This is a genomic window from Streptomyces luteolifulvus (assembly GCF_008806595.1).
Taxonomy (GTDB): Bacteria; Actinomycetota; Actinomycetes; order Streptomycetales; family Streptomycetaceae; genus Streptomyces; species Streptomyces luteolifulvus.
Genome location: NZ_VZRB01000001.1, coordinates 40,630 through 66,322 on the forward strand (window position 1 = coordinate 40,630; position 25,693 = coordinate 66,322).

Sequence of the window (25,693 nt, forward strand, 5' to 3'; positions counted from 1 at the left end):
TAGTGGACCTCCGTCGAACACGGGCGGTCCACCGATCACCACGATGAACGACGAGGTACGGACTTCATGAACGACCACATCCAGCCCGACGGCTCGGCCGCGCACGAGCACGATCACGGGGCGCTCGGCGACGCCGAGTACGCGGAGTTCATGGAGCTCGCCACCGAGGAGGGCTTCGACCTCGAGGACGTCGAGGGTGCCATCGAGGCGGCCGGTCATGGACCGCTGCCCGTCCTCGCCGTCGTCGGCCGCCCGAATGTCGGCAAGTCGACCCTGGTCAACCGCATCATCGGCCGCCGCGAGGCGGTCGTCGAGGACAAGCCCGGCGTCACCCGCGACCGTGTCACCTACGAGGCCGAGTGGGCGGGCCGCCGCTTCAAGGTCGTCGACACCGGCGGCTGGGAGCAGGACGTCCTCGGTATCGACGCCTCGGTGGCGGCGCAGGCCGAGTATGCGATCGAGGCCGCCGACGCCGTCGTCTTCGTCGTCGACGCCAAGGTCGGCGCCACCGACACCGACGAGGCGGTCGTACGCCTGCTGCGCAAGGCCGGCAAGCCCGTGGTGCTGTGCGCCAACAAGGTGGACGGCCCGAGCGGCGAGGCCGACGCGGCGTACCTGTGGTCGCTGGGCCTCGGCGAGCCGCACCCGGTCTCGGCGCTGCACGGCCGCGGCACCGGCGACATGCTGGACGCCGTTCTGGAGGTGCTGCCGGACGCGCCCGAGCAGAGCTTCGGCACCGCGATCGGCGGCCCGCGCCGTATCGCCCTGATCGGCCGCCCGAACGTCGGCAAGTCCTCGCTGCTCAACAAGGTGGCGGGCGAGGAGCGCGTCGTCGTCAACGAGCTCGCGGGGACCACCCGTGACCCGGTCGACGAGCTCATCGAACTGGGCGGCGTGACCTGGAAGTTCGTCGACACGGCCGGCATCCGCAAGCGCGTCCACCTCCAGCAGGGCGCCGACTACTACGCCTCGCTGCGCACCGCGGCCGCCGTCGAGAAGGCCGAGGTGGCGGTCATCCTGATCGATGCCGCCGAGTCCATCTCGGTCCAGGACCAGCGCATCGTCACCATGGCCGTCGAGGCGGGCCGTGCCATGGTCATCGCCTACAACAAGTGGGACACCCTCGACGAGGAGCGCCGCTACTACCTGGAGCGGGAGATCGAGACCGAGTTCGGCCAGGTCGCCTGGGCCCCGCGGGTGAACGTCTCGGCGCGCACCGGGCGGCACATGGAGAAGCTGGTCCCGGCGATCGAAGCCGCCCTGGCCGGCTGGGAGACCCGCGTCCCGACGGGCCGCCTCAACGCCTTCCTCGGCGAACTGGTCGCCGCCCACCCGCATCCGATCCGGGGCGGCAAGCAGCCGCGCATCCTGTTCGGCACGCAGGCCGGCACCAAGCCCCCGCGGTTCGTGCTCTTCGCCTCCGGCTTCATCGAGGCGGGCTACCGGCGCTTCATCGAGCGCCGGCTGCGGGAGGAGTTCGGCTTCGAGGGAACGCCGATCCATATCTCCGTGCGGGTGCGCGAGAAGCGCGGCGCGAAGAAGAAGTGACAGAAGGGCGGCCCCTGTCGGAGCCGCCCTTCTCCGGTCTCTCACAGACCCCTGGCACCCTCACAGACCCCTGCGTGGACCCGGCGGCAGCGCCGCGGGGACGTGGTGCATCCCGGTGCCGTGCTGCTGGGCGATCTGCCCGACGCGCTGCCACTGCCCGCTGCCGTGGCGGGTGCTGACCGCGCCCGTGCTGTAGGCGCCGTACGAGCTGCTGAACGACCCCGGGCGGTGTCCGCCGTGCGAGTGCGGGAGGTTCCCGAAGCCGGTGAAGCCCAGTTCCTCCTCACCGCTGCGGTCACCCGGCAGCGCGCGGAAGGACTCGACGTACTCGGCGTAGAGCGCGTCGTAGATCGGCGTGGCCGAGGGGCCGCCCTGGTGGTCCTGAGCCGGCCGCGCGGACGGGATCTGAAGGGACTGGCGGCGTGAAACGTCGTAAGCGTGCACGTATGTCCAAACGACCCCGAACGAGAAGAGATGCGGCCGGGGCGGCGCCCCTTTCAGCGCACGGCGTTACGGCGCTCAGACACCCGCCAGCGGCAACGCCGCAGCGACGAGCTTTCCGTTGGCCGCCGCCCTGTCCAGCGCATTGCGCAGCAGATCCTCCCGCGGCTGACGCCCGATGGACCCCACCGGCGCGGCAAACATCAGCACCTGCTGGTGCTTGTTCGCGGCCGCCCGCCAGCTGTCGGTGACCTGGAGCGGCTGGTGCGCCTGCCACCAGGCGACCGGGGCGCCGCCGGCCGCGCCCGGCTGGAGCACCGCGTGCAGCTGGCCCATCGCGAGCAGTACGGACCAGCCGTGCAGGACGGGCGGCACGGACCCGATCGCGGTCAGCGGCATGAAACCCTGCTCGATGAGCAGCGGCAGGAAGTCGTCGCCGAGGCCGGTCGATCCGGGGCGCACGATGGGGGCGGTCGGCTCGACCACCAGGGCCGGGTGCAACTCCCCGGCGATCAGGACCAGTCCACTGGTCACGCCGAGCACGGCCTGCTGGGGCATGACCTTGTGGGGCTCCAGGTCGACGGTGTCGCCGGTGATGGACTTCACCGCTCCCTGGAGCTGTTCCTCGGTGACCTGGACTACCTGCGAAGGCAGGCAGGTGGCGTGGGCGAAGGCGAGGACGGCCGTCTCGTCGCCGATGAACAGGACGGTGCTGGTGCGCTCCTGTTCGGAGTCGCCCGGGGTGCGGCAGGAGGTGCAGTCGTAACTGCCGGGGGCGTTGTGTCCGGCGAGCAGCCGGTCGGCCTCTTCGTCGCCGATCTCGGCACGTACCTCGTCGCTGACGTCGAGCATGCGCGGCACGGGTGGCTCCCTCGGGATGCGGTGCGTGGCAGGGCCGGGTGGCTCCCGGCCGTGAACCCGTGGGTCCCGGGCTCATGAAGAAGACAACGGCCGATCTGTGGCGGGAGTCACGCTCCAGAGCGAACGGAATCGAACCATCCACCGCGCAGGGTCACTCCGGGTGCGAAATCGGGCACTCTCCGTCAACTCCGTGGAATTCAAAGGAAGTTGGATCGGTGAAGTGGGTCACAGATCGCCGAAGCAGCTGGTGGACAAATCCGGATATCCACGAATGAAGTGGGTGGCCGGAAATCGCCGATACCCGAGGTAACGGCGAACTGGCCTGGAATGACAAGCAGTTGGTTGATATCAGCCGACCGCGCTCCTTAGATTCCTCGGCCGTGTGCAACGAGCACCGCTCGGGTACGTCCGCCGACCGCACCACGCCAGCTGGCTCGCAGCACCATCACCGGCGGACGGGGCGAGCGCGACGACCGCGTACGACACGCCGGACGTGGCGCACCGCCTTGGGGGACCCCGAGTCCTTCGAGAGGGAACTTCATGTCCGATTGTGCCGATACCACTCACGACAACGCTCGTAAGAACCAGGTTCGTACGACGGCGGTCCTCGCCGGGGCGGCACTGCTCGCCCCCCTCGGACTGCTGGCCGCGACCGGCAACGCCGCAGCGGCGGACGGCGGAGTGTGGGACCGCATCGCCCAGTGCGAGAGCGGCGGCAACTGGCACATCAACACCGGCAACGGCTACTACGGAGGACTCCAGTTCTCCGCGGGCACCTGGCGCGCGTACGGCGGCACGGCCTACGCGCCGACCGCCGACCGGGCCTCCAAGTCCCAGCAGATCGCGGTGGCCACCAAGGTCCAGCGCGCCCAGGGGTGGGGCGCCTGGCCGACCTGCTCGGCGCGGGCCGGGGCCTACGGCAGCGCGCCGGCCGCCTCGGCCGGCCCGACCACGACGGAGTCCTCGTCGAAGCCGGCCCAGTCGAAGTCCACCCGGTCGAAGTCGGCTTCGTCGAAGGCACCGGCCCGTTCGACGAGCCATCAGGACCGCGGCGCGTCGCGCGGCGACTACACCGTCCGGCGGGGCGACACGCTGAGCCTGATCGCCGCCCGGCACGGGACCACCTGGCAGCGGCTCTTCGCCGCCAACAAGGCCGTCATCGGTGGTGATCCCGACCTGATCGTGCCCGGGCAGCGTCTCGAAATCTGAGTGCTCCCCCTGTCCCGGGCACGGGGCCCCGCCCGGCCGGCCGGGCGGGGCCCCTCCGCGGAGCGAACCGGCCGAGCCGACCGGTCATCCCGCACGGCGCTCCAGTTCGGCCGCCTCTCCACCGAACACGACGGCGCCTCGTCGCAGTTCGTACACGAGTGCCCCCCGGCCGTGCAGCGCCGCCGGCAGCCGCTGCTCGGCGATCACCACGCATGCGTCGAGCGAGCGGAGCATCTCGTACGTGCGGGCCGCGACCGTGGGCGACATGCCCTGCGCGGGTTCGTCGACGAGCACCACGCGCGCGCGTGCCAGCAGGGCGCGGGAGAGGGCGAGCATGCGCTGCTCGCCGCCGGAGAGCGTGCCGGCCCGGCGGTCTAGCAGCGGGCTCAGCTGCGGGTAGGTGTCGAGGGCCGGCCGCGGTTCCGGGGCGGCCAGCTCCAGGTTCTCCCGCACGGTGAGCGACCCGAACACCGCCTGCCGTTCGGGGACCAGGCACAGCCCGCGGCGGGCCCGCTCGTAGGCGGGCATCCGGGTCACGTCGGCGCCGTCCCACACCACCGCCCCGCCGGACAGCGGCACGGTTCCGGCCAGGGCGCGCAGAGCGGTCGTACGGCCGCTGCCGTTGCGGCCCAGCAGCACGGTCAGGCCGGGTCCGGGCGCGGCGAGTGTCACGCCGTGCAGGGCTTCCAGCGGGCCGTAGCGCACGCGCGCGTGGCGCAGGGAGATGGTCATGCGGTGGCCTCCCGGTCGCCCAGGGCGTCGAGGACCCGGTCGGGCGGGCCGGAGGCGACGATGCGGCCCGCGGTCATCACGTGCACGACGTCGGCGAGACCGGCGACCAGATCCAGATCGTGTTCGACGACGAGCAGGGCGGTGCCGTCGGCCGCGAGGGTTCCCAGCACCCGGGCCAGCGCGGCGACTTCGGCGGAGTCGAGACCGGCGGCCGGCTCGTCGAGCAGCAGGACCCGCGGGCTGCCCGCCAGGGCCCGGGCCAGCTCGACGCGGCGCAGTGTGCCGGTGGGCAGGCCGGCGGCGGGCAACGCCCGGACCGGCCCGTCGAGCCCGAGCAGCCTGAGCGCACGCTCCACCGCGCCCGGATCGATGACGCGCCCCTGCTCGGCACCGATGCGCACGTTCTCGGTCACGGTCAACGACGGGAAGACCGCCAACTGCTGGAAGGTGCGGGCGATGCCCAGACGCGTGCGGGCGTGCGCGGCGAGGCGGGTGATGTCCCGGCTGCCGAACCGGACCGACCCGCGCGCGGGTCGCAGCGTTCCGGCCAGACAGTGGAACAGGGTGCTCTTTCCGGCGCCGTTGGGGCCGACGATCGCGGTGACCCGGCCTGCCGGCACATCGAGGTCGACGCCGTCCAGGGCCGTGAAGCCGCCGTAACGGGCGCGCAGGCCGCGGGCGGAGAGGACGGAGGTGGCCGGGCGGGCGGTGTCCGGCAGGGGGCGGGGTGACGGGGGGCCGCCGGGACGGGGACCCGCCGCCGTCGCACCCGCGGCGGGCCTGGGCGCGGCACCCGCCTCCCGTGCCGGCCGCAGCCGCCGGCGCACCCGGGCCCCCAGCGGCGTGAGAGCCGCCCGCCGACGCAGCCGCAGCCTCTCCGCCGCCGCCCGCAGCGTGTCGTACGGGCCCCCGGGGAAGCGGCCGACGAACACGGCCAGCAGGCCGATCAGCGCCGCCGCGACCCCGCCCCGCGCCCCCGCGTCCAGGCCCACCAGCAGGGCGGCCGCGGCCAGCGCGCCCAGCGTGCTGTCGGCGCCCAGCACCACCACCGCGGCGAACCACAGCAGACCGCGGACGGGGTCGAACGCGCCCGGGTCGAACGCCCGCAGCCCCATGCCGAGCAGTCCGCCGCCGAGCGCGGCCAGCGCGGCGCCCGAGACGAACGCGAGCAGTTTGAGCGAGGGCACCTGGACGCCGGCCGCCGACGCCCCCGGCTCGTGGTCCCGCATGGCCGCCAGGGCCCGGCCGGTACGGCCCCGGCGCAGGGCCCGCGTCGCCAGCAGCGCGCCCGCCAGCACGATCAGCTCCAGGACGTAGTAGGCGCGGTCCCCGTCGAAGCCCGCCGGGCGGCCCAGCGACAGCCCCGAGGTGGCGTAGGGCTGCGCGAAGACGAACCGGCTCACCCCGACGCCCACCGCGAAGGTCGCCAGCGCCAGCGCCAGTCCGTGACGGCCGATCGCCGGCCAGCCGGTGAGCAGGCCCAGGGGAGCGACCAGGACCACCGCCGCCGCGAGCGCCGCGAGCTCCGGCAGCCGGGGCAGACCGGGGAAGCGCCCGGCCGCCAGCAGTGCCGTGAAGAGGGCGCCGAGGCCCGCGTACGCCGCCTGGCCGAGCGAGATCTGGCCGCCGCGGCCGGTGACCACCACCAGGGACAGCAGCACCACGGCCAGCGCGGGCACCTGGACCGAGGTCTGCAGGTCCGAGCCGGCGAAGCCGAGCGGCAGCAGGAACAGCACCATGGCCACGATCCAGGCGCCCGGCGGGGTGGCCACGCGCGCGGTGGACGTGCGGGCCAGCGCGTCACGCGTGCCGATGCCCGGCAGGACGAGGGCCGCGACCAGCAGGGCGACCACGAAGAGGTTCGCGCCGACCGCCTGCAGCAGCGGCTCGCCCCAGCCCGACGGATGCAGCCGCGTCAGCTGGCTCTGCGCGACGCCGATGCCCAGCGCCACCACCACGGCCACGGTCAGGCTGCGCATCCGCGCGGCCACCGCGACCGCCACCACCTCCATGACGAGCAGCGGCAGGCCGTGGGGGTCCAGCCGCACGTACGGCGCCAGCAGCACGCCCGTCAGCCCCGCCGTGAACGAGCCGAACGCCCAGCCCGCCGCGGCCACCCGGTCCGCGTCGATGCCGCCGAGCACGGCGAGCCGACGGTCGTCCACCACGGCCCGCAGCTCCCGTCCGAAACGCGTCCAGCGGATGACGGCCGCGACGCCCGCGGCCAGCACCAGCACCACCGCCAGCTGCCGCCACGGGTCCTCCGGCACCAGGTCCGGCGCGTCGTCCCGCGCGCCCTGCCCCCACACCAGCGCGGCCCCGCCGACCAGCAGCACGAACACGCCGATCGAGGCGACCAGCGTCCGCGCGGGATCGCCGCCCAGGACCGCGAGCGGTCGGAAGACGAACCGTTCCAGCAGCATGCCGAGACCCGGTGCGAGGACCAGCAGCGTCACCGCCGCCCCCGCCCACAGCGGCCAGCCCCACTCGACCACGCATTGCCGCAGCGCATACGCGCACACCATCGCGACCGCCCCGTGCGCGAAGTTGAGCACGCCCGTCGCGCGGTACGTCACGATCAGGCCGATCCCGGTGAGCGCGGCGGCGCTGCCGACCGAGAGGCCGGCCAGGGTGAGGTCGTACGTCAGCGAGGACATCAGTCGGTTTCTTCGGCGGGCTCGCAGATCGGGCAGGGGCCCAGCTCTCCGCTCGCCACCAGCTTCGTGTCCACCGGCACCGCCTCCGCCTTGCCGGCGACCAGCGGGCAGTCCGCGCGGTGGAACAGAGTGCCGCCCGGCACCATCAGAAGGTCACCGCTGACCGCCAGCGGCGCGGCCGCGGCCTGCCCGGGCCCCGCCTCGGCGTCGGCGGGCTCCGCGGCCACCAGGAGCCCATACAGCTCCTCCACGCGCGCGGCGGCGATCGCGCCCCGGCCGTGGGCGAGCAGCACCGCCCCCGCGACGATCAGCGCGGCGCCGGGGACCGTGCAGGACGCGAGGTAGGGCAGCTGCCGTTCGGCATAGCGCTCGCCGGAGATGCCGTACCAGCCGATCACGCACAGCACGGCGCCCGCGGCGAGGGCGGCCCAGCCGGCCCAGAGGACGGGGTGCACGGTCCGCAGTCGGGCTGTCCGCATCTGTGGCTCCCACACGTCATGTGTCCGACTGGCTTCCAAGTCCGCCGATGGACTTGCACTATGCCTTCTGGAAGCTGACCCTGAAAGCACCGGGCGCACTTGGCCCGGACCGACACCCGGTGGTGAGCCAGATGGTTCTCGGGAGCGACCTCAGGCGGGGGAAGGCACGACGGGGGCGCGGCCCCGGGGCGGCGGGACGGGGTACGGCCGTGCTGGCCGCCCTGGCCCTCTTCCTGGCCCCGGCCCTTGCGGCGTGCAGCGACGACAACGGCGGCGGCAGCGAGAGCACGCCCCCCGCTCCGACCCCGGAGACGACGACCAGCGCGCCGGCCACCGCGCCGGCCGACCCGGCGGCGGCCCAGCAGGAGATCAGGCAGAACTGGCAGAAGTTCTTCGACCCGGCCAGCTCGACGCAGGAGAAGCTGGCCGTCCTGGAGAACGGCGAGCAGATGGGCCCGGTCCTTCAGGCCTTCAGCGGTGACCAACGCGGCGGCCAGGTCCAGGCGAAGGTCACCAAGGTCGAGTTCACCGGTCCGACCCGGGCGACCGTGACGTACACACTGACCCTGAAGGGCGCCACGGCCCTGCCGAACGCCTCCGGCACCGCCGTCGAACAACAGGGGACCTGGAAGGTCTCCGTCAACACACTGTGTTCGCTGGTCCAGCTGAGCGGCAATGGGTCGCCGGCACCGGGCTGCTGAGACCGCGGCCGCGGCGCTGCTGCTCCTGCTGGGCACGGCATGCGGCAGCCGTCTGCCCGAAAGCGACTTCGAGCACGAGGGCCGCACGGCCACCCCCGCGCCGAGCAGCGCCGCGCCCCTGCGCGTCGGCATCATCACCAGCGCCACCAGCCCCGTCGGCGGCAACACCTTCACCGGTCCGCGCGACGGCGCCCAGGCCTGGTTCGACCGCCTCAACGCGCACGGGGGCATCGACGGCCACAAGGTCGAGGTGCGCCTGTGCGACGACGGCGGCAGCGGCATCGGCAACAACACGTGCGTGCACCGGCTGATCGACGAGGACCAGGTCGTCGCCCTGGTCGCCACCACGGCCCTGGACTACGCGGGCGCCTCCCGCGTCTCCCACGCGCGCGTGCCCGACATCGGCGGACAGCCCATCGGCGCCGCCTACGACACCTGGCCGCACCTGTACGGCATCTACGGCAGCCTCGCGCCCCGCAACGGCACCCCGGGCTGGGGCGGCACGCTGTACGGCGGCACGGAGGTCTACCGCTACTTCAAGCGCGAGCACGGCGCCCGTACCGCCGCCGTGATCTCGTACAACCAGTCCGCCTCCGCCGCCTACGCCCGGCTCGTCGAGCGGGGCCTGAAGGCCGAGGGCTACCAGGTCGTCACCGAGCAGGTCGACTTCGCGCTGCCCAACTTCCGTGCCGTCGCGGCCGACCTCAAGCAGCAGGGCGCCGACCTCGTCTTCGACGCCCTCGACGCCCACGGCAACGCCCAGCTGTGCAAGGCGATGGACGAGGTCGGCGCCAAGGTCACCGCCAAGGTGACCAACGTACAGAACTGGACGTCCACCGTTGCCGAGGACTACAAGGACTCCCCGCGCTGCCGCAACGCGCTCTGGGCGACCGGATCCAGCCGCAACTACGAGGACACGGACCAGGAGGCCGTACGGGAGTTCCGGGACGCGACCGAGGGCCTCAAGACGCACTCCCAGTGGCAGCTGGAGGGCTGGGCGGCCGCGAAGTGGTTCACGGACGCGGCGAAGTCCTGCGCGGCAACGGGCATCACGCGCGCGTGCGTCGACGCCTATATGAACCGCAGCGAGGACTTCACCGCGAGCGGGCTGCTGCTGCCCGTCGTCTTCGAGCGGCTGGCCGAGCCGCCGAAGACCCGCAGGACCTGTCTGTCGGTGGCGCGCTGGAAGGACGGCAGCGGCTGGGTCTCCCAGGGGGACATGAACAGCACCTGTTTTGACGTGCCGCAGCTGCCGTATCAGCCGTGACCGGCATCCCTGGGTCACCGCAGTGAGCGGAAGAACTCCCTGACGTCACCGGTCAGGAGGTCCGGGGCCTCCAGGGCCGCGAAATGGCCGCCGCGGTCGAACTCCGTCCAGCGTGCGACGGCGTTGGCCTGTTCGGCGAAGCGGCGGATCGCCACGTCCTCGGCGAAGTTCGCCACGGCCGTCGGCACACCCGAGTTCGTGGTGGGGAACCAGTCACCCACATGGCCGTTCTCGTAGTACATGCGAGCCGCCGAACCGGCCGTGCCGGTCAGCCAGTACAGCATGACGTTGGTGAGCAGCGTGTCGCGGTCGATCGCCTCCTCGGGCAAGTCGGCCGAGGCGTGCGTCCACTCCTTGAACTTCTCCATGATCCAGGCGAGCTGGCCGACGGGTGAATCGGTGAGCGCGTAGGACAGGGTCTGCGGGCGGGTGGACTGCAGGACGTTGTAGCCGAAGCCGTCCGTGGTGAACTCGGCGATCATCGCGAGGCTCCGCCGCTCCCTGTCGGTGAGCTCGGCCCGGACGTCCTCGGCCACCGGGCCGAGCGGGATGAAGCCGACCGAGGCGGCGTTCACATGGATGCCGAGCACCGATTCGGGGGCGACACGGCCGAGCGCGGGAGAGATCAGCGCGCCCAAGTCGCCGCCCTGGGCGCCGTACCGCTCGTAGCCGAGCCGGCGCATCAGCTCGGCCCAGGCGCGTGCGATACGGCTGACGTTCCAGCCCTTGTCCCCGGTGGGGCCGGAGAGGCCGAAGCCGGGAAGGGACGGGACGACGAGGTGGAAGGCGTCGGCCGGGTCGCCGCCGTGGGCCCGCGGATCGCTCAGCGGGCCGACCAGGCCGAGGAACTCGACGATCGAGCCCGGCCAGCCGTGCGTCAGGATCAGCGGCAGCGCGTCCGGCTCGGGAGAACGGACGTGCAGGAAGTGCACCCGGGCGCCGTCGATCTCCGTGACGTACTGCGGGAGATCGTTGAGCGCTGCCTCGTGCTTGCGCCAGTCGTAGGCGCCGCGCCAGTACGCGGCGAGGTCGCGGACGTACGGCAGCGAGGCGCCGTACTCCCAGCCCGCGTCCGGGAGTTCGTCCGGCCAGCGGGTCAGGTCCAGGCGGGTGTGCAGGTCGTCGAGCTGCGCCTGAGGGATGTCGATCCGGTGAGGGTGCACGGTGTTGTCTGTCATGACGCCCAAGCTAGGGACCCTTGCGGACAGACCGTGTCCGCAATCGCTGGCAGACTCGGACCCATGTTGGAGACCTCGGCACGGCTTCTGCGTCTGCTCTCGTTGCTCCAGGCCCACCGTGAATGGTCCGGTGCCGATCTGGCCGAACGCCTCGGCGTCACCCCGCGCACCGTGCGGCGGGACGTCGACCGGCTGCGGGAACTGGGCTATCCCGTCAACGCCAGTCCCGGCACCGGCGGCGGCTACCAGCTGGGCGCGGGCGCGCAGTTGCCCCCGCTGCTGCTGGACGACGACGAAGCGGTGGCCGTGGCCGTGGGGCTGCGCACGGCCGCCGGGCAGGGCATCGAGGGCATCGGCGAGACCTCGGTACGGGCCCTCGCCAAGCTGGAGCAGGTGCTGCCGAACCGGCTGCGCCGCCGGGTGGGCGCCCTCAACGCCTTCACCGTGCCGATGCTGCGCGGGCCCCAGCCCTCCGCGGTCGACCCGGCCGTGCTGACCGAGCTCGCCAACCTCTGCCGGGATGCCGAACGGCTGCGCTTCGAGTACAGCGACCACGACGGCGCCCCCACCCGCCGCACCGTCGAACCGCACCGCCTGGTGTGCACCGAGCGCCGCTGGTACATGGTCGCCTGGGACCTCGACCGCGACGACTGGCGTACGTTCCGTGTGGACCGTATCCGGCCCAGGCCGCCGCACGGCCCGCGGTTCGTCCCGCGCACCCCGCCCGCCGAGGATCTCGCCGCATACGTGTCCCAAGGGGTCTCCACGCGCGCGTACGCCGCGCACGCCGTGATCCGGATGCTGGTGCCCCTGGAGGAGGCCGCCGAGCGGATCTCACCGTCCGCCGGGACGCTGGAGGCCGACGGGCCGGAGACCTGCATCCTGCGCACGGGGGCCGCGAGCCTCGACGTGATGGTGATCCATGTGATGCTGATGGGCTTCGAGTTCGAGGTCTTGGAGCCGGCCGAGCTCACCGACGCGATCAGGACGGCTCGCGACCGGCTTGCTCGCTCTGTGGCTCGGGCTGGGGAATCAGCGCCGCGTGCTCCGGATGGTGCAGGTCGAACGCCGGGGACTCCGAGCGGATCCGGGGCAGCGTGGTGAAGTTGTGCCGGGGCGGCGGGCAGGAGGTCGCCCACTCCAGGGAGCGGCCGAAGCCCCAGGGGTCGTCGACCTGGACCTTCTCGCCGTACTTCGTGGTCTTCCAGACGTTGTAGAGGAACGGCAGCGTGGACAGGCCCAGCAGGAACGCACCGATCGTCGAGACGGTGTTGAGCGCGGTGAACCCGTCCGCGGCGAGATAGTCGGCGTAGCGACGCGGCATGCCCTCCGCGCCCAGCCAGTGCTGCACCAGGAACGTGGTGTGGAAACCGATGAACAGCGTCCAGAACTGGATCTTGCCGAGCCGCTCGTCGAGCATCTTCCCGGTGAACTTCGGCCACCAGAAGTAGAAGCCGGCGAAGATCGCGAAGACGACGGTGCCGAACACCACGTAGTGGAAGTGGGCGACCACGAAGTACGAGTCGGTGACCTGGAAGTCCATCGGCGGCGACGCCAGGATCACCCCGGTCAGTCCGCCGAACAGGAACGTCACGAGGAAGCCCACCGCCCACAGCATCGGTGTCTCGAAGGACAGCGAGCCCTTGAGCATGGTCCCGGACCAGTTGAAGAACTTCACCCCGGTCGGCACCGCGATCAGGAAGCTCATGAAGGAGAAGAACGGCAGCAGGACCGCGCCGGTGGCGAACATGTGGTGCGCCCACACGACCATCGACAGCCCGGTGATCGCCATCGTCGCGCCGATCAAGGTGAGATAGCCGAAGATCGGCTTGCGGCTGAAGACCGGGAGGATCTCCGTGATGATCCCGAAGAACGGCAGGGCGATGATGTACACCTCGGGATGCCCGAAGAACCAGAACAGGTGCTGCCACAGCAGTGCCCCGCCGTTGGACGCGTCGAAGACCTGCGCGCCGAACCGCCGGTCGGCCTCCAGGACCAGCAGGGCCGCCGCCAGCACCGGGAACGCCATCAGGATCAGGATCGACGTGAACAGCGTGTTCCATACGAAGATCGGCATCCGGAACATCGTCATGCCCGGCGCCCGCATCCCGATGATCGTGGTGACGAAGTTGACCGCGCCGAGGATCGTGCCGAAACCGGCCAGCGCGAGCCCCATGATCCACAGGTCGGGGCCGATTCCGGGCGACCGTTCCGCGCTGTTGAGCGGCGCATAGGCGAACCAGCCGAAGGCGGCGGGTCCGGTGGGCACCAGCAGCGAGCCGAGCACGATCAGACCGCCGAAGAGGAACAGCCAGTACGAGAGCATGTTCAGCCGCGGGAAGGCGACGTCGGGCGCACCGATCTGGAGGGGCATCAGCTCGTTGGCGAAGCCGGCGAAGCTCGGGGTCGCGAAGAGCAGCAGCATGATCGTGCCGTGCATCGTGAACAACTGGTTGAACTGCTGGTTGTCCATGATCTGCAGCCCGGGGCGGGCGAGCTCGGCGCGCATCAGCAGGGCCATCATGCCGCCGACCAGGAAGAACACGAACGATGTGATCAGATAGAGGTGACCGATCTTCTTGTGGTCGGTGGTGGTCAGCCAGTCCACGATCAGCCGGCCGCGCCCCTCGGTGCGCAAGGGTCGCGCCGTTGCCCGCACGGTCTGGGTCCCCATTGCTCGCTCGCCCCTTCGCTCGGTCGCTCCCGGGTCCGCTCGAGCCCGCGCCGCGCCTGCCCGCGGGCTCAGGCCATGATGCTCACGCCGCCGTGCGCTCCGACAGGGGGCGTACGGGGTTTTTGTGCTGGAACCGTGTGTTTCCGCTGTGGTGTCGGTTTCAACGGGTGGTGCGGGAATCGGTCGGGAAAGGGGGCGGGCCGGTTTCTCCCGGAACTTTCCGCCGGGTTATTCGGGAAGCCGTCGCGACACGCGGGAATTGCGTTCGAATACCTGCGGAAGGGCTATGGAACCGCCCGAACGTGTGACGCGGTTCAAGCGGATCGCGTGTCGTGATCCTGTGACAGAAGCGTGACAGGAGAGGGATGCGTGACGAGGTGTCGGGCCGGGGTTCCCCGTCCGCCGGGCAGGCCCTAGCGTGGCCGTATGGCACCGATTCCGAAACCGCAGGCCGAACCCGACGACAGCCCGGACGCCTATCTCGGGCTCGACGCCGAGCATGCCGAGCGGCTCGCCCGCGAGCGCGGGTGGTCGACGGTGCGCTCACTGCCGCCGGGCGCGATCATCACCATGGAGTACCGGGTGGGGCGGCTGAACTTCGAGGTGAAGGACGGCCGCGTGGCACGGGCCTGGAAGGGCTGACGGCGGTACGGACGACGGCCCCGGCTCCTCGACGAGGAACCGGGGCCGTCGTGTTGGCGGGGCGGGCGGTGCGTACCGGCCGCGCGCTGTCCGGGCTGGGGAATCTCCCATGCGGTCAGCGGTGGGGGAGGTCAGCCGCCCGTCAGGGGGCGGGCCGCGCCGCGCGTGACGCGTTCCGGGTGCGGCGGTCGGCGGCTGCCGGCCGGGGTGACCGGTGTGCGCTCCGAGCGGGCCGTGTGCGGTCCCGGGGCCAGGTAGACGGGGGCCCGCGATGAGCGGGCCATGGCGACCGGCTCGGGCGCCGCGGAGTCGTCCTGGGGCGAGGCGAGCGGCGTGACGAGCACGGGCGCATCGACGGGGAAGGCCGGTGCCGGTGCCTTGCTGCCGCGCCGGGCACGCCAGCGGTCGCGCAGGTCGAAGATGCCGATCTCGGCGCGCGTGATCAGTGGCTCGAACCACGGGAGCGCCAGCAGGATCAGCAGCCCGGCGACCCAGCCGAGGATCACGTCGCTCAACCAGTGCGTGCCGAGGTAGACGGTGGCCATCCCCACGCCGAGCGAGGTCACCGCGGACACCGCGGACAGCCAGCGGCGGGCTCTCGGCGTGGAGGCCAGATAGGCCAGAATTCCCCAGGTCACCACCGCGTTGGCGGTGTGGCCGCTGGGAAATATATCGCCGCCCAGACCCATCTCGTTGGAGCCGATGGTGGTGGCGTAGTGCGGTCCGAGACGGCCCATGCCGAGCTTGGCGGCGCCGACGGTGATGTTCAGCAGCAGCAGCGAGGTGGCGAGGGCCAGCAGCGGGCGCAGGGTGTGCTGCCGCCAGGAACGCCAGCCCAGCCAGGCCGCGATCATCACCGCGGTCGGGCCGCGCTGGCCGAGGACGACGTAGTAGTCGACGAACCAGTGGATCTCCGACCACTGCTGGTACGGCCGGAAGAACATGACCTGCCAGTCGAGGCGGACCAGCCATGAGGTGATCACCACGGCCCACACGACGGCCAGATAGAAGGCCAGGGTCGCGGACAACAGCACGACCCTGTGCCGGCTCATCTTCGGCACATCGATGTGGACCGGTCGTTCCGGCTCACGGTCCAGCCTGGCGAACACCCGGTCCAGACGGGTGAGGTTGCAATCGGTACGCACCCAATCGACGTTACAGCGAGTGAGCTCAGTTTCCCGGCGATTGCGCGGCTTTGTGATGACGATGTGATGTGGGATTCCTCTCAGTGAGAGGCCTATTTACGCTGATTCCACAATCCCCGGTCCGCGAGCCCTGCAATTCCTTTGATCATCCTGGGTCTGGGTTTTATGGCGCTTATTAATTCGTTCACCAAATCATGGGGTGGAATTCTCCGGACGCTCACGCACGGTCCCGAGTCGATCATGGGGGACCGGAGCCGTTCAGCCAGAACGCCCCGTACCCCGCCGAGACGACGGCGACGACGGCCACCACCAGCGCCGACCTGGGCGTACGCAGCCGGGCGAGGCCCAGCGCGAGGGGCAGCAGCAGCGGGAAGGCGGGCATCAGCAGGCGGGGTTTCGAGCCGAAGTAGCTCGACGCGCACAGCGCGAGCGCGGTCACGACACCCGCGTACACCAGGAGCGGAAGCGGCTGGCGCTGCCTGACGCAGACGACGTACAGCCGGATCACCAGTGCGACCCCGGCGATCAGTCCCACGCCCGCCAGGGCCGACGGGAACGACGTGAACTTGTCGGCGACGAAGCGGGCGAACGCGTAACCGCCGTCGAAGCCGTTGCGCCAGCCCGCCTGGACGTCGAGATAGCCGAGCGGGCCCTTGCCGGTGCGGTGGCCGACCCACAGCACATACCCGGCGGCGCCAAGGGGTGCGAGGAGCAGGCCGAACGCGCGCCGCGCGCCGTCCCTAGGGGCGCGCGCTGTGCTCTGCGCGCCGCCCGTGCGCGCTGTGCTTCGCTCTCGTACGAACGAGGCAATGCCCGCAGCCCACACTGCCGCAACCACGGCGAGCCCCACGGGGCGGGTCAGACCGGCCAGCAGGGCCAGGCCGCCGGCCGTCAGCCACCGTCCGGTCAGGACCGCGTACAGCGACCAGGCGGCGAGCGCGGTGAACACAGACTCGCTGTACGCCATCGACTGCACGATCCCGACGGGCAGCACGGCCCACAGCAGGACGGCGCACACCCCCGCCCGGCTCCCGTACACGTGGTCCGCGACCGCGAAGATCCCCCAGGCCGCGGCGAGCGAGGCGAGCAGGGTGACGACGAAGCCCGCGTCGGCGTACGACAGCGGGCTCACGGCCGCCAGCATCCGCTCCAGCCACGGCAGCAGCGGGAAGAAGGCCAGATTGGAGTGGACGTCGCCGTTCGGGAGGCGCACCTCGTAGCCGTAGCCCAGTTCGGCGACCCGGGTGTACCAGAGCGCGTCCCAGCGGGCCGTGAGGAGGGTGTACGGGCTCTTGTCGCGCGCAGCGCTCCACAGGGCCAGGGCGAGCAGGCCGAGGGCGCGTACGGCCGCGTACCCGAGGAGGGCCGGGGCCGCCCGGCGCAGGGCCGTGGCACGGGGCGGCGCCGGGCGCGTCTCAAGAGCGGTCACGCGCCCGATTATCGACGGCTCACGGAACCGGCCGGCCCGCCGGGGCGTGCTCGCAGGGGGGTGGCGTACGTCACACTGTCCACACTCTGAGAGGTCCGCCACTGGGTAACGGAACGAACTCGCGTAACCTGGCGTGTCACTCGCCTTCGCTGCGTGGGCCGGAGACCCCGCTCCTCTCCGGCCGAGTCACGGGACGTCCCCGCCCGTGGGCCCGCCGAACGCGAGGGAACATCTGGGAGGTACGTACATGTCCGGGACGACCACGGCCGCTGTGCTGCGCCGTCGGGCGGCCGGGGCCGGTGCCAACCGCTGGGTCGTCCTTGTGGTGCTCTGTGCCAGCCTGCTCCTCGTCGCCCTCGACGCGACCGTGCTGCACGTGGCGGTGCCCGCCGTCACCGAGGACCTCAAGCCCGGCGCGATAGAGCTGCTCTGGATCGTCGACATCTATCCGCTCGTCTGCGCGTCGCTGCTGATCCTCTTCGGCACGCTCGGCGACCGGGTCGGCCGCAGACGCGTTCTGCTTCTCGGATACGCCCTGTTCGGCGTCGCATCCGGAATGGCGGCGCTCGCGCAGGACCCCCATGTACTGATCCTGGCGCGGGCACTGCTCGGCGTCGGCGGCGCGATGATCATGCCCGCGACGCTGTCGATCCTCCGCCAGGTCTTCCCCGACCGGCGGGAGCGGGCGCTCGCCATCGGTATCTGGAGCGCGGTGGCCGCCGTGGGCGCGGCGGTCGGACCGCTGCTCGGCGGCTTCCTCCTCGAGCACTTCTGGTGGGGCTCGGTGTTCCTCGTGAACATCCCGCTGATGCTGATCAGCCTGCCCGTGGGGCGGCTGCTGCTGCCCGAGTCGCGAGGGAGGGGCGACGGCCCCTGGGACGTGGTCGGCGCCCTGATGGCGGCGGCCGGGCTCTTCGGCGTGGTGCTGGGCGTGAAGCGGCTCGGCGGCGGGGAGCTGGGCGGTTTCACCGTGCTGCCGCTGGTGGTGGGCGCAGTACTGCTCGTTCTGTTCGTACGGCGGCAGCGGGGCCGTGCGCACCCCTTGGTGGACCTGCGGATGTTCGCCCGGCCGGCGTTCAGCACGTCCGTCGGGTGCATCGTGCTGGCGATGCTGGCGCTGGTCGGGCTGGAGCTGATCGCGGCGCAGTATCTCCAGCTCGTGCTGGGGCTGTCACCGTTGGAGACCGGACTGCGGCTGCTGCCGCTGACGATCGCGGCGATGGCGGCGGGACTGGCCGGGGCGCAGATGCTGCGGCGGTTCGGGCCGCGGCGGATGGTCTGCATCGGGTTCTGTCTGACGGCCGCGTCGGTCGTGCTGCTCACGGCGATGGGCGGTGAGGACAACGCCGGCCTGCTGCTGTCCGGGTTCGTGCTGCTGGGCTTCGGACTGGAGACCACGCTGTTCGGCGCGTACGAGTCGATGCTGAGCGAGGCTCCGGCGGAGCAGGCGGGCGGGGCCGCGGCGATCGGCGAGACCTCCTACCAGCTGGGGGCGGGCATCGGGATCGCGCTTCTCGGGAGTGTGATGAACGCGGCGTACGCGCCCGGGCTGACGGCCGTGCCGGGGGTGCCGGCGTCGGCGTCGAACGCGGCGGGGCACTCGCTGGGGGAGGCGTACGGGGTTGCCGGGCGGCTCGGGGGGTCGGCGGGGGTGGCCCTGCGGCGGGCCGCGAAGGATTCCTTCGTCCATGGGCTGCATGTGACGTTGCTGGTGAGCGCGGGGCTGTTGCTGCTGGGGGCGGTGATGGCGCTGCGGTTGCCGCGGGTGATGCAGTGCGAGGTGCCTGCGGCGGAAGTGGAGATTCCTGCGCCGCGGAAGGTTGCCGAGTCCCGCGTCTCTGCTTGACGGGGTTCGCTCTCTCTCCCCTTCCCGCGCACCGGCGCCGGGTGGGGTACTGGACGTGGAGGAGACCGCGTCGTAGCGTCGGGCCGGTAGTGGTGATTAGCGGTGCTAGTTTCAGTTGTGTCGGAGGGTTGTGCCATGTCCGCCTCGTCGAAGCTCCCCCCGTTCGACCCCGCCGACCCGCTCGGTGTCGACGAGTTGCTGGAGCCCGAGGATCTTGCGATCCGTGGCACCGTGCGGGAGTGGGCCGCGGACCGTGTGCTGCCGTATGTCGCCGAGTGGTACGAGAAGGGCGAGCTGCCCGGTATCCGTGAACTCGCCCGGGAACTGGGCGGCATCGGTGCGCTCGGGATGTCGCTCAGCGGGTACGGATGCGCCGGCGCCAGCGCCGTGCAGTACGGGCTGGCGTGCCTGGAACTCGAGGCCGCCGACTCCGGGATCCGCTCCCTCGTCTCCGTGCAGGGCTCCCTGGCCATGTACGCCATCCACCGGTTCGGCTCCGAGGAACAGAAACAGCAGTGGCTGCCGCGCATGGCCGCCGGTGAGGTCATCGGGTGCTTCGGGCTGACCGAGCCCGATCACGGCTCCGACCCGGCCGCGATGCGGACGCATGCCAAACGCGATGGGGACGACTGGGTCCTCAACGGGCGCAAGATGTGGATCACCAACGGTTCCGTGGCCGGGGTGGCCGTCGTCTGGGCGCGGACCGACGACGGGATCCGCGGGTTCGTGGTGCCCACCGACAGTGCCGGGTTCTCCGCGCCCGAGATCAAGCACAAGTGGTCGCTGCGCGCCTCCGTCACCAGCGAACTCGTCCTCGACGACGTCAGGCTGCCCGCCGAGGCCGTATTGCCCGACGTGGTCGGACTCAAGGGCCCGCTCAGCTGTCTCTCCCACGCCCGCTACGGCATCGTCTGGGGAGCCATGGGGGCGGCGCGTTCCTGCTTCGAGGCCGCGCTCGACTACGCGAAGTCGCGGGAGCAGTTCGGGCGGCCCATCGGCGGCTTCCAGCTCACCCAGGCCAAACTCGCCGACATGGCCCTCGAACTGCACAAGGGGATCCTGCTCGCCCACCATCTGGGGCGCCGTATGGACGCCGGGCGCCTGCGTCCCGAGCAGGTCAGCTTCGGCAAGCTCAACAACGTGCGCGAGGCCATCGACATCTGCCGTACGGCCCGGACCATCCTCGGGGCCAACGGGATCTCGCTCGAATACCCCGTGATGCGGCACGCGACCAACCTCGAGTCGGTGCTCACCTACGAGGGCACCGTCGAGATGCACCAGCTCGTGCTGGGCAAGGCGCTCACCGGACTCGACGCCTTCCGGTGATCCGGGTCGACCCCGCGGGAGGCAGGGCCGGCGAGCGGCCCTGCCTCAGCTCTGGTTGAAGAACCCGTCCGTCCGGTGCGGCGCCGGGTCCCCGTTGACGATCTCCGTGTCGGCCGGGGTCAGCAGGAACACACGGTTGGACACCCGGTCGATCGAACCGCGCAGGCCGAAGATCAGCCCGGCCGCGAAGTCGACCACGCGCTTGGCGTCGGAGGCCTCCATGGCCGTGAGGTTCATGATGACGGGAACCCCGTCCCGGAACATCTCGCCGATGGCGCGCGCGTCCCGGAAGCTGTCCGGGGTGACCGTGCCGATCCTGCGGCCCTTCTCCTCGGCGACGTCCGTGGCCACCTTGACCCGCGGATCGGTGACCCAGGCCTCCCCGGGCTCGGTCCCTTCGGAGTAGTCGTCGTCGTAGTAACGCTCGTCATCGTTGTCGTCAACGAGGCCAAGCCAGGCACTTGCCTTGCGTACCGATCCCATGGACGCCTCCTCTCACAGCGGTCTCTTCTGCGTTCCGCGTCCCTATGGTCATCCATGATGCGGACGGCGCGCCAAGTGGATAGACGCCGCGCGGGGGGTTTGTGACGGTACTGGTGCACAGCGAATTCGTCGAGAGTCCGTGTGTCCCAAGGGTCGTGCCTCAAACGGCTGCTGACTGTGAGTGAAATATGATTCTTGTCGGCGTATGGGTGACGGTCGGAGCGTACGGGTGAACGGAGGGTCGGTACGATGCGGCAGCTCACCTGAGTTCAACACCGTACGCACCACGGGGGATCGTCGTGTTCGGAATCGTCAGGCCCTGTCGTCACCGGCTCTCGGAGAGCCTCAAGGTCCAGTGGATGGCGCATTTGTGCGGGCTGTGCCTTGCGCTGCGCGGCGATCACGGGCAGTTCGCGCGGGTGGTGACCAACTACGACGGGCTTCTCATATCCGTTCTGACGGAGGCTCAGACGGATCTTCGGACGGGAAAGGAAGGCGGAGGGCGGCGTACCGCCGGGCCCTGTCCGCTGCGCGGAATGCGTACCGCCTCGGTCGCTCACGGTGAGGGCGCCCGGCTCGCGGCCGCCGTCTCGCTCGTGCTCGCCTCCGCCAAGGTGCGCGACCATGTCGCCGACGGGGACGGGCTGCTGGCCCGCAGGCCGGTGGCGCTCGCGGCGCGCCGGGTCGCAGCGAGCTGGGGGAAGGCGGGGGAGCGGACCGGTCTGGACGTCGGGTTCGACACCGCCGTGCTCGTCGACGCCGTGGACCGGCAGCTCGGCATCGAGTCGCTCGCCGGGCCCGGGACGGGGATCCTGACCGTCACCGAGCCGACCGAGACCGCGACGGCCGCGGCTTTCGCGCACACCGCCCTCCTGGCCGGACGGCCGGGCAACGCCGAGCCGCTCGCCGAGGCCGGGCGTCTGTTCGGACGGCTCGCGCACCTGCTGGACGCCGTGGAGGACCGGGAAGCCGACGCCGCGTCAGGTGCATGGAACCCGCTTACGGCGACCGGTACCCCGCTCACCGAGGCCCGGCGGCTCGCGGACGACGCGCTGCACGGGATACGGCTCGCCCTGCGCGAGGTGGAGTTCACGGACGGCAGGCTGGCGCATCTGCTGCTCGCGCACGAGCTGCGGAACTCGGTGGACCGGGCCTTCGGCACGAGCTCGTGCTCGCACCGCCCCGAGGCGTACGGGCCGCCGCCGGGCAACCCGTACGCCCCCTCGGGTCCCGGCGGCCCGCCGCTGCCCCCTGAGCCGCCCCGCCGCGACCGGCGTGGTCTGCTCGCCGGGTGCCTCGTGTGGGCGGGGCTCGCCTGTACGTGCCAGATGTGCTGCGGCGAGTACGACGACCCGTGGAGCCGGGAGCGCAGGGAGGGCCTTTGCCGGCAGTGCGACTGCGACTGCAGCGGGTGCGGTGACTGCTGCAACTGCTGCGATTGCTGCGGGAACTGCTGCGACGGGTGTGATTGCGGCTGCGACTGCTGAGCCGTCCGTCCCTTCGGCTCCGGCGGCGAGACCCGTCCGAAGTGGCCTTTTCGCGCAGTTCGTTCAAAAGTTGACGGCCGAAAGGTGCCCTTGCGCCGACCGGCCGTCCGGCTGCATATTCCCCTCAGCGCTTGTCAGGGGCACGGCAAGTTCGGAATCCGGGCGACCGGTCTCTGGCTGCGCCTCACGGGCCCAACCCCACCAATGGGCCCCCGACTTCCCATGTGGAGGAACGAAAAGTGAGGATCAAGCGCACCACTCCCCACAGCGGTATCACGAGACGGACCCGGCTGATCGCCGTATCCACCGGCCTCGTGGCCACCGCAGCGATCGCGGTCCCGAGCGCGAGCGCGTCCGACGTCACCACGTTCAGCGCCACCCAGCTCAAGAGCGCAAGCAGCTCCGTGCTCAAGGCCGACATCGCGGGCACCGCGTGGGCCGTCGACAGCAAGACCGACCGGGTCGTCGTCACCGTCGACAGCACGGTCTCCAAGGCCGAGATCGCGAAGATCAAGGAGCAGGCCGGCGCCAACGCGGGCGCGCTCACGATCAAGCGGACCCCGGGCACGTTCAACAAGCTGATCTCCGGCGGCGACGCCATCTATGCGAGTAGCTGGCGTTGCTCCCTGGGCTTCAACGTCCGCAGCGGCAGCACCTACTACTTCCTGACCGCGGGTCACTGCACCGACGGCGCGGGCACCTGGTGGTCGAACTCGGGGCGCACCACGACGCTCGGCACCACGGCGGGCTCCAGCTTCCCGACGAACGACTACGGCATCGTCCGCTACACGAACTCCTCCGTGACCAAGTCCGGCACCGTCGGCAGCGTCGACATCACCAGCGCCGCCACCCCGAGCGTGGGCACCACCGTCTACCGGCGAGGCTCCACCACCGGTACCCGCAGCGGCCGGGTCACCGCCCTGAACGCGACCGTCAACTACGGCGGCGGCGACATCGTCTACGGCATGATCCAGACCACGGTCTGCGCCGAGCCCGGCGACTCCGGCGGTCCGCTGTACTCCAACAGCGGCATCGCCTACGGCCTGACCTCCGGCGGCAGCGGCAACTGCACCTCCGGCGGCACGACCTTCTTCCAGCCCGTCGTGGAGGCACTGAACGCCTACGGCGTCAGCGTCTACTAGGACGGGACCCCGGCCCCATGAAGCGCGCCCCCGCACGCAACCGTCGTGCGGGGGCTCGCCCTTGTCCAGGTGCCGGAGTTACCGTCTAAGGGCAGGCAGTACTCCCCTGCAATACGCCCACTTCGGACCCTGGGGGCCGGCATGGTGGAGGAGCTGGTGGCGGCGGGAGTGACCCTCGCGACCGCCGCAGTGGTGTACGTCTCGGCGGCGGCGCGGGTCGTCAAGCAGTACGAACGCGGAGTGGTGTTCCGGCTCGGCAAGCTGCGGCCCACGGTGCGCGGGCCGGGGTTCACGATGATCGTTCCGGTGGTGGACAAGCTCCGCAAGGTCAACATGCAGATCGTCACGATGCCCGTGCCGGGGCAGGAGGGCATCACCCGGGACAACGTCACGGTGCGCGTGGACGCCGTCGTCTACTTCAAGGTGACCTCGCCCGCGGACGCGGTCGTCCAGGTCGAGGACTACCGCTTCGCGGTCTCGCAGATGGCGCAGACGTCCCTGCGGTCCATCATCGGCAAGAGCGAACTGGACGACCTGCTGTCCAACCGCGAGAAGCTCAACCAGGGCCTGGAGCTGATGATCGACAGCCCGGCCGTGGAGTGGGGCGTCACCATCGACCGGGTCGAGATCAAGGACGTGTCCCTGCCGGAGACCATGAAGCGCTCCATGGCCCGGCAGGCGGAGGCCGACCGCGAACGGCGGGCCCGGGTCATCAACGCGGACGCCGAACTCCAGGCGTCGAAGAAGCTCGCCGAGGCCGCGCAGCAGATGGCGGACACCCCGGCCGCGCTGCAACTGCGGCTGCTGCAGACGGTGGTGGCGGTCGCGGCGGAGAAGAACTCGACGCTGGTGCTGCCGTTCCCGGTGGAGCTGCTGCGATTCCTGGAGAAGGCGCAGCAGCCCGCGCCGCCGATGCCGTCCGTGCCGCAGCAACCGGTGCACGAGCAACTTCCGGCCGCCGATCCTCATCCGAACTCCAGTACGCAAGAGGCGAATTCAAGACAGGAGTAGACCTCACCCGCCGGTGACGGGTTACTCGCACGTAGTGTTTGCAGCGCGAATCCGCCTGGAACGACCGTGGCTGGTCAAACAGGAGGGGGAGTGCGGTCGCGTTCTACGCGCGTCCTGAAGTCAACCTTGTGCGCTCCCTGGGGAGTTCGGAAGAGTAGGTGCTCGTCAACCCTGCCTTCCGGTCCGTGAGGTCCCCACAATCCTCCCGGACCGACCCCCCACAGGAGGACCCGAGTTGAAGCACCGACGCATACCCAAGCGGCGGGCCGCCGTCGCAGGTGCGGGAATCGCCGCACTGGTGGCCGCGGGAGTCACTTTCCAGTCTGCGAACGCCAGCGAGCCCACGAAGACCGCGGCGCCCCAGACCCTTTCGGTCGCGGCGGCCGGAAAGCTCGCCTCTGCGCTCGGCGAGGACCTCGGCGCCGACTCGGCGGGCACGTACTACGACGCAAAGACCCAGAACCTCGTGGTCAACGTGCTCGACGAGGCTGCCGCCGAGACGGTCGAGGCGGCCGGTGCCAAGGCCAGAGTCGTCGAGAACTCCCTCGCCGAGCTGAAGAGCGCCCGCAGCACCCTCAAGCAGGACGCCACCATCCCCGGCACCTCCTGGATGACCGACCCGCAGACCAACAAGGTCGTCGTCACCGCCGACCGCACGGTCTCGAAGGCCGAGTGGGCCGAGCTGACCAAGGTTGTCGACGGACTCGGCCCGATGGCCGAACTCCAGCGTACGAAGGGGGAGTTCAAGCCCTTCATCGCGGGCGGCGACGCCATCACCGACGGACAGGGCCGCTGCTCGCTCGGCTTCAACGTGGTCAAGGACGGCGCGCCGTACTTCATCACCGCCGGGCACTGCACCGAGTCCATCTCCACCTGGTCGGACTCCAGCGGCAAGGAGATCGGCAAGAACGAGCAGTCCAGCTTCCCGGACAACGACTACGGCCTGGTCAAGTACACCGCGGAGGTGGACCACCCGAGCGAGGTCAACCTCTACAACGGCTCCGCGCAGCAGATCACCGGCGCGGCCGAGGCCACCGTCGGTATGCAGGTCACCCGCAGCGGCTCGACGACCCAGGTGCACGACGGCAAGGTCACCGGTCTGGACGCCACCGTGAACTACGGCAACGGCGACATCGTCAACGGCCTGATCCAGACCGACGTCTGCGCCGAGCCCGGTGACAGCGGCGGCTCGCTCTTCTCGGACAGCAACGCGATCGGCCTCACCTCCGGCGGCAGCGGCGACTGCACCTCGGGCGGCGAGACCTTCTTCCAGCCGGTCACCGAGGCGCTTTCGGCCTTCGGCGCCCAGATCGGCTGACGGCCGCCCCGCACCACAGACCCCGGTCTCACGGCCCGGCGAAGTCCCGCCCCGCACGCCGGGGGCGGGACTTTCGCGTCGTACGGTCCGGGTGTTCCGCGTCGCATGGTCCGGGTG

21 protein-coding genes and 1 pseudogene are annotated in these 25,693 nt (G+C 71.1%); 12 read left to right on the plus strand and 10 right to left on the minus strand.

All coding sequences use genetic code 11. The features are described 5' to 3' along the window. Positions 1-66 precede the first annotated feature (66 nt). Positions 67-1,548: a ribosome biogenesis GTPase Der gene (gene der, locus F7R91_RS00200; RefSeq protein ID WP_150943139.1), complete on the plus strand. Its 1,482-nt coding sequence runs from the start codon at positions 67-69 to the stop codon at positions 1,546-1,548. A 60-nt stretch (positions 1,549-1,608) separates the two neighbouring features. Here der and F7R91_RS00205 read toward each other — a convergent pair whose 3' ends face one another. Together F7R91_RS00205 and F7R91_RS00210 are read right to left on the minus strand one after the other, a co-directional pair. Beyond that, positions 1,609-1,992 carry a hypothetical protein gene (locus tag F7R91_RS00205; RefSeq protein WP_150943141.1) on the minus strand — a complete coding sequence of 128 codons (384 nt, stop codon included), beginning with the start codon at positions 1,990-1,992 and terminating at the stop codon, positions 1,609-1,611. Between the two features lie 75 nt (positions 1,993-2,067). Then, a complete protein-coding gene (locus F7R91_RS00210; protein WP_150943143.1) occupies positions 2,068-2,850 on the minus strand; it encodes a hypothetical protein in 783 nt (260 codons plus the stop codon). A gap of 540 nt (positions 2,851-3,390) precedes the next feature. Between F7R91_RS00210 and F7R91_RS00215 the strand changes: the two genes are divergently transcribed. Next, positions 3,391-4,059 carry a LysM peptidoglycan-binding domain-containing protein gene (locus F7R91_RS00215; protein ID WP_150943145.1) on the plus strand — a complete coding sequence of 223 codons (669 nt, stop codon included), beginning with the start codon at positions 3,391-3,393 and terminating at the stop codon, positions 4,057-4,059. An 84-nt stretch (positions 4,060-4,143) separates the two neighbouring features. Here the strand turns inward: F7R91_RS00215 and F7R91_RS00220 are convergent, their stop codons facing one another. Genes F7R91_RS00220 through F7R91_RS00230 form a run of 3 tightly spaced genes read right to left on the minus strand, consistent with a single transcriptional unit; the run spans position 4,144 to position 7,927 of the window. Beyond that, on the minus strand, positions 4,144-4,791 hold the full coding sequence (locus tag F7R91_RS00220; RefSeq protein ID WP_150943147.1) for an ATP-binding cassette domain-containing protein: 648 nt from the start codon (positions 4,789-4,791) through the stop codon (positions 4,144-4,146). Continuing rightward, a complete protein-coding gene (locus tag F7R91_RS00225) occupies positions 4,788-7,448 on the minus strand; it encodes an ABC transporter permease subunit (protein ID WP_150943149.1) in 2,661 nt (886 codons plus the stop codon). The genes F7R91_RS00220 and F7R91_RS00225 overlap by 4 nt, the downstream gene beginning before the upstream one ends. Continuing rightward, a complete protein-coding gene (locus tag F7R91_RS00230; protein WP_150943151.1) occupies positions 7,448-7,927 on the minus strand; it encodes a hypothetical protein in 480 nt (159 codons plus the stop codon). The genes F7R91_RS00225 and F7R91_RS00230 overlap by 1 nt, the downstream gene beginning before the upstream one ends. Before the next feature lie 131 nt (positions 7,928-8,058). Between F7R91_RS00230 and F7R91_RS00235 the strand changes: the two genes are divergently transcribed. Together F7R91_RS00235 and F7R91_RS00240 are read left to right on the plus strand one after the other, a co-directional pair. After that, positions 8,059-8,628: a hypothetical protein gene (locus F7R91_RS00235; protein ID WP_150943905.1), complete on the plus strand. Its 570-nt coding sequence runs from the start codon at positions 8,059-8,061 to the stop codon at positions 8,626-8,628. After that, on the plus strand, positions 8,603-9,895 hold the full coding sequence (locus tag F7R91_RS00240; RefSeq protein ID WP_150943153.1) for an ABC transporter substrate-binding protein: 1,293 nt from the start codon (positions 8,603-8,605) through the stop codon (positions 9,893-9,895). Before F7R91_RS00235 ends, F7R91_RS00240 begins: the two co-directional genes overlap by 26 nt. A 14-nt stretch (positions 9,896-9,909) precedes the next feature. Here the strand turns inward: F7R91_RS00240 and F7R91_RS00245 are convergent, their stop codons facing one another. Further along, complete coding sequence (locus F7R91_RS00245; RefSeq protein WP_150943155.1) at positions 9,910-11,073, minus strand: epoxide hydrolase family protein; 1,164 nt, start codon at positions 11,071-11,073, stop codon at positions 9,910-9,912. Positions 11,074-11,136: 63 nt separating this feature from the next. Here F7R91_RS00245 and F7R91_RS00250 point away from each other — a divergent pair, with 63 nt between their 5' ends. Continuing rightward, complete coding sequence (locus F7R91_RS00250; RefSeq protein WP_150943157.1) at positions 11,137-12,177, plus strand: helix-turn-helix transcriptional regulator; 1,041 nt, start codon at positions 11,137-11,139, stop codon at positions 12,175-12,177. On the opposite strand, the pseudogene ctaD reads toward F7R91_RS00250, so the two are convergent. Continuing rightward, positions 12,176-13,747: pseudogene (gene ctaD / locus F7R91_RS00255) on the minus strand (aa3-type cytochrome oxidase subunit I); the annotation flags it as partial. The gene F7R91_RS00250 and the pseudogene ctaD sit on opposite strands and share 2 nt — an antisense overlap. Before the next feature lie 426 nt (positions 13,748-14,173). On the opposite strand from ctaD, the gene F7R91_RS00260 reads away from it, so the two are divergent. Beyond that, positions 14,174-14,389, plus strand: a complete 216-nt coding sequence (locus F7R91_RS00260) for an I78 family peptidase inhibitor (protein ID WP_150943159.1) — start codon at positions 14,174-14,176, stop codon at positions 14,387-14,389. Positions 14,390-14,520: 131 nt separating this feature from the next. On the opposite strand, the gene F7R91_RS00265 is transcribed toward F7R91_RS00260, so the two are convergent. Further along, positions 14,521-15,534 carry a phosphatase PAP2 family protein gene (locus F7R91_RS00265; RefSeq protein WP_150943161.1) on the minus strand — a complete coding sequence of 338 codons (1,014 nt, stop codon included), beginning with the start codon at positions 15,532-15,534 and terminating at the stop codon, positions 14,521-14,523. 238 nt (positions 15,535-15,772) lie between these two features. Beyond that, complete coding sequence (locus F7R91_RS00270; protein ID WP_150943163.1) at positions 15,773-16,963, minus strand: hypothetical protein; 1,191 nt, start codon at positions 16,961-16,963, stop codon at positions 15,773-15,775. 247 nt (positions 16,964-17,210) lie between these two features. On the opposite strand from F7R91_RS00270, the gene F7R91_RS00275 reads away from it, so the two are divergent. Together F7R91_RS00275 and F7R91_RS00280 are read left to right on the plus strand one after the other, a co-directional pair. Further along, the gene (locus F7R91_RS00275; protein ID WP_150943164.1) at positions 17,211-18,809 is read left to right on the plus strand and encodes an MFS transporter; all 1,599 of its coding nucleotides are present in this window, start codon (positions 17,211-17,213) and stop codon (positions 18,807-18,809) included. 135 nt (positions 18,810-18,944) lie between these two features. Further along, positions 18,945-20,135, plus strand: coding sequence for an acyl-CoA dehydrogenase family protein (locus tag F7R91_RS00280; RefSeq protein WP_150943166.1), 1,191 nt, complete (start codon positions 18,945-18,947; stop codon positions 20,133-20,135). Between the two features lie 45 nt (positions 20,136-20,180). Here the strand turns inward: F7R91_RS00280 and F7R91_RS00285 are convergent, their stop codons facing one another. Continuing rightward, positions 20,181-20,618: a cell division protein SepF gene (locus tag F7R91_RS00285; RefSeq protein ID WP_150943168.1), complete on the minus strand. Its 438-nt coding sequence runs from the start codon at positions 20,616-20,618 to the stop codon at positions 20,181-20,183. A gap of 299 nt (positions 20,619-20,917) precedes the next feature. On the opposite strand from F7R91_RS00285, the gene F7R91_RS00290 reads away from it, so the two are divergent. The 4 genes from F7R91_RS00290 to F7R91_RS00305 all read left to right on the plus strand — a co-directional run bounded on the left by F7R91_RS00290 (position 20,918) and on the right by F7R91_RS00305 (position 25,576). Then, positions 20,918-22,105 (plus strand): DUF5685 family protein, encoded by a 1,188-nt coding sequence (locus F7R91_RS00290; protein WP_191971291.1) that lies wholly within the window; start codon positions 20,918-20,920, stop codon positions 22,103-22,105. 239 nt (positions 22,106-22,344) lie between these two features. Further along, the gene (locus F7R91_RS00295) at positions 22,345-23,247 is read left to right on the plus strand and encodes a S1 family peptidase (RefSeq protein WP_150943172.1); all 903 of its coding nucleotides are present in this window, start codon (positions 22,345-22,347) and stop codon (positions 23,245-23,247) included. A 141-nt stretch (positions 23,248-23,388) separates the two neighbouring features. Beyond that, on the plus strand, positions 23,389-24,258 hold the full coding sequence (locus tag F7R91_RS00300) for a slipin family protein (RefSeq protein ID WP_150943173.1): 870 nt from the start codon (positions 23,389-23,391) through the stop codon (positions 24,256-24,258). 235 nt (positions 24,259-24,493) lie between these two features. Then, positions 24,494-25,576, plus strand: a complete 1,083-nt coding sequence (locus tag F7R91_RS00305; RefSeq protein WP_150943175.1) for a S1 family peptidase — start codon at positions 24,494-24,496, stop codon at positions 25,574-25,576. Positions 25,577-25,693 lie beyond the last annotated feature (117 nt).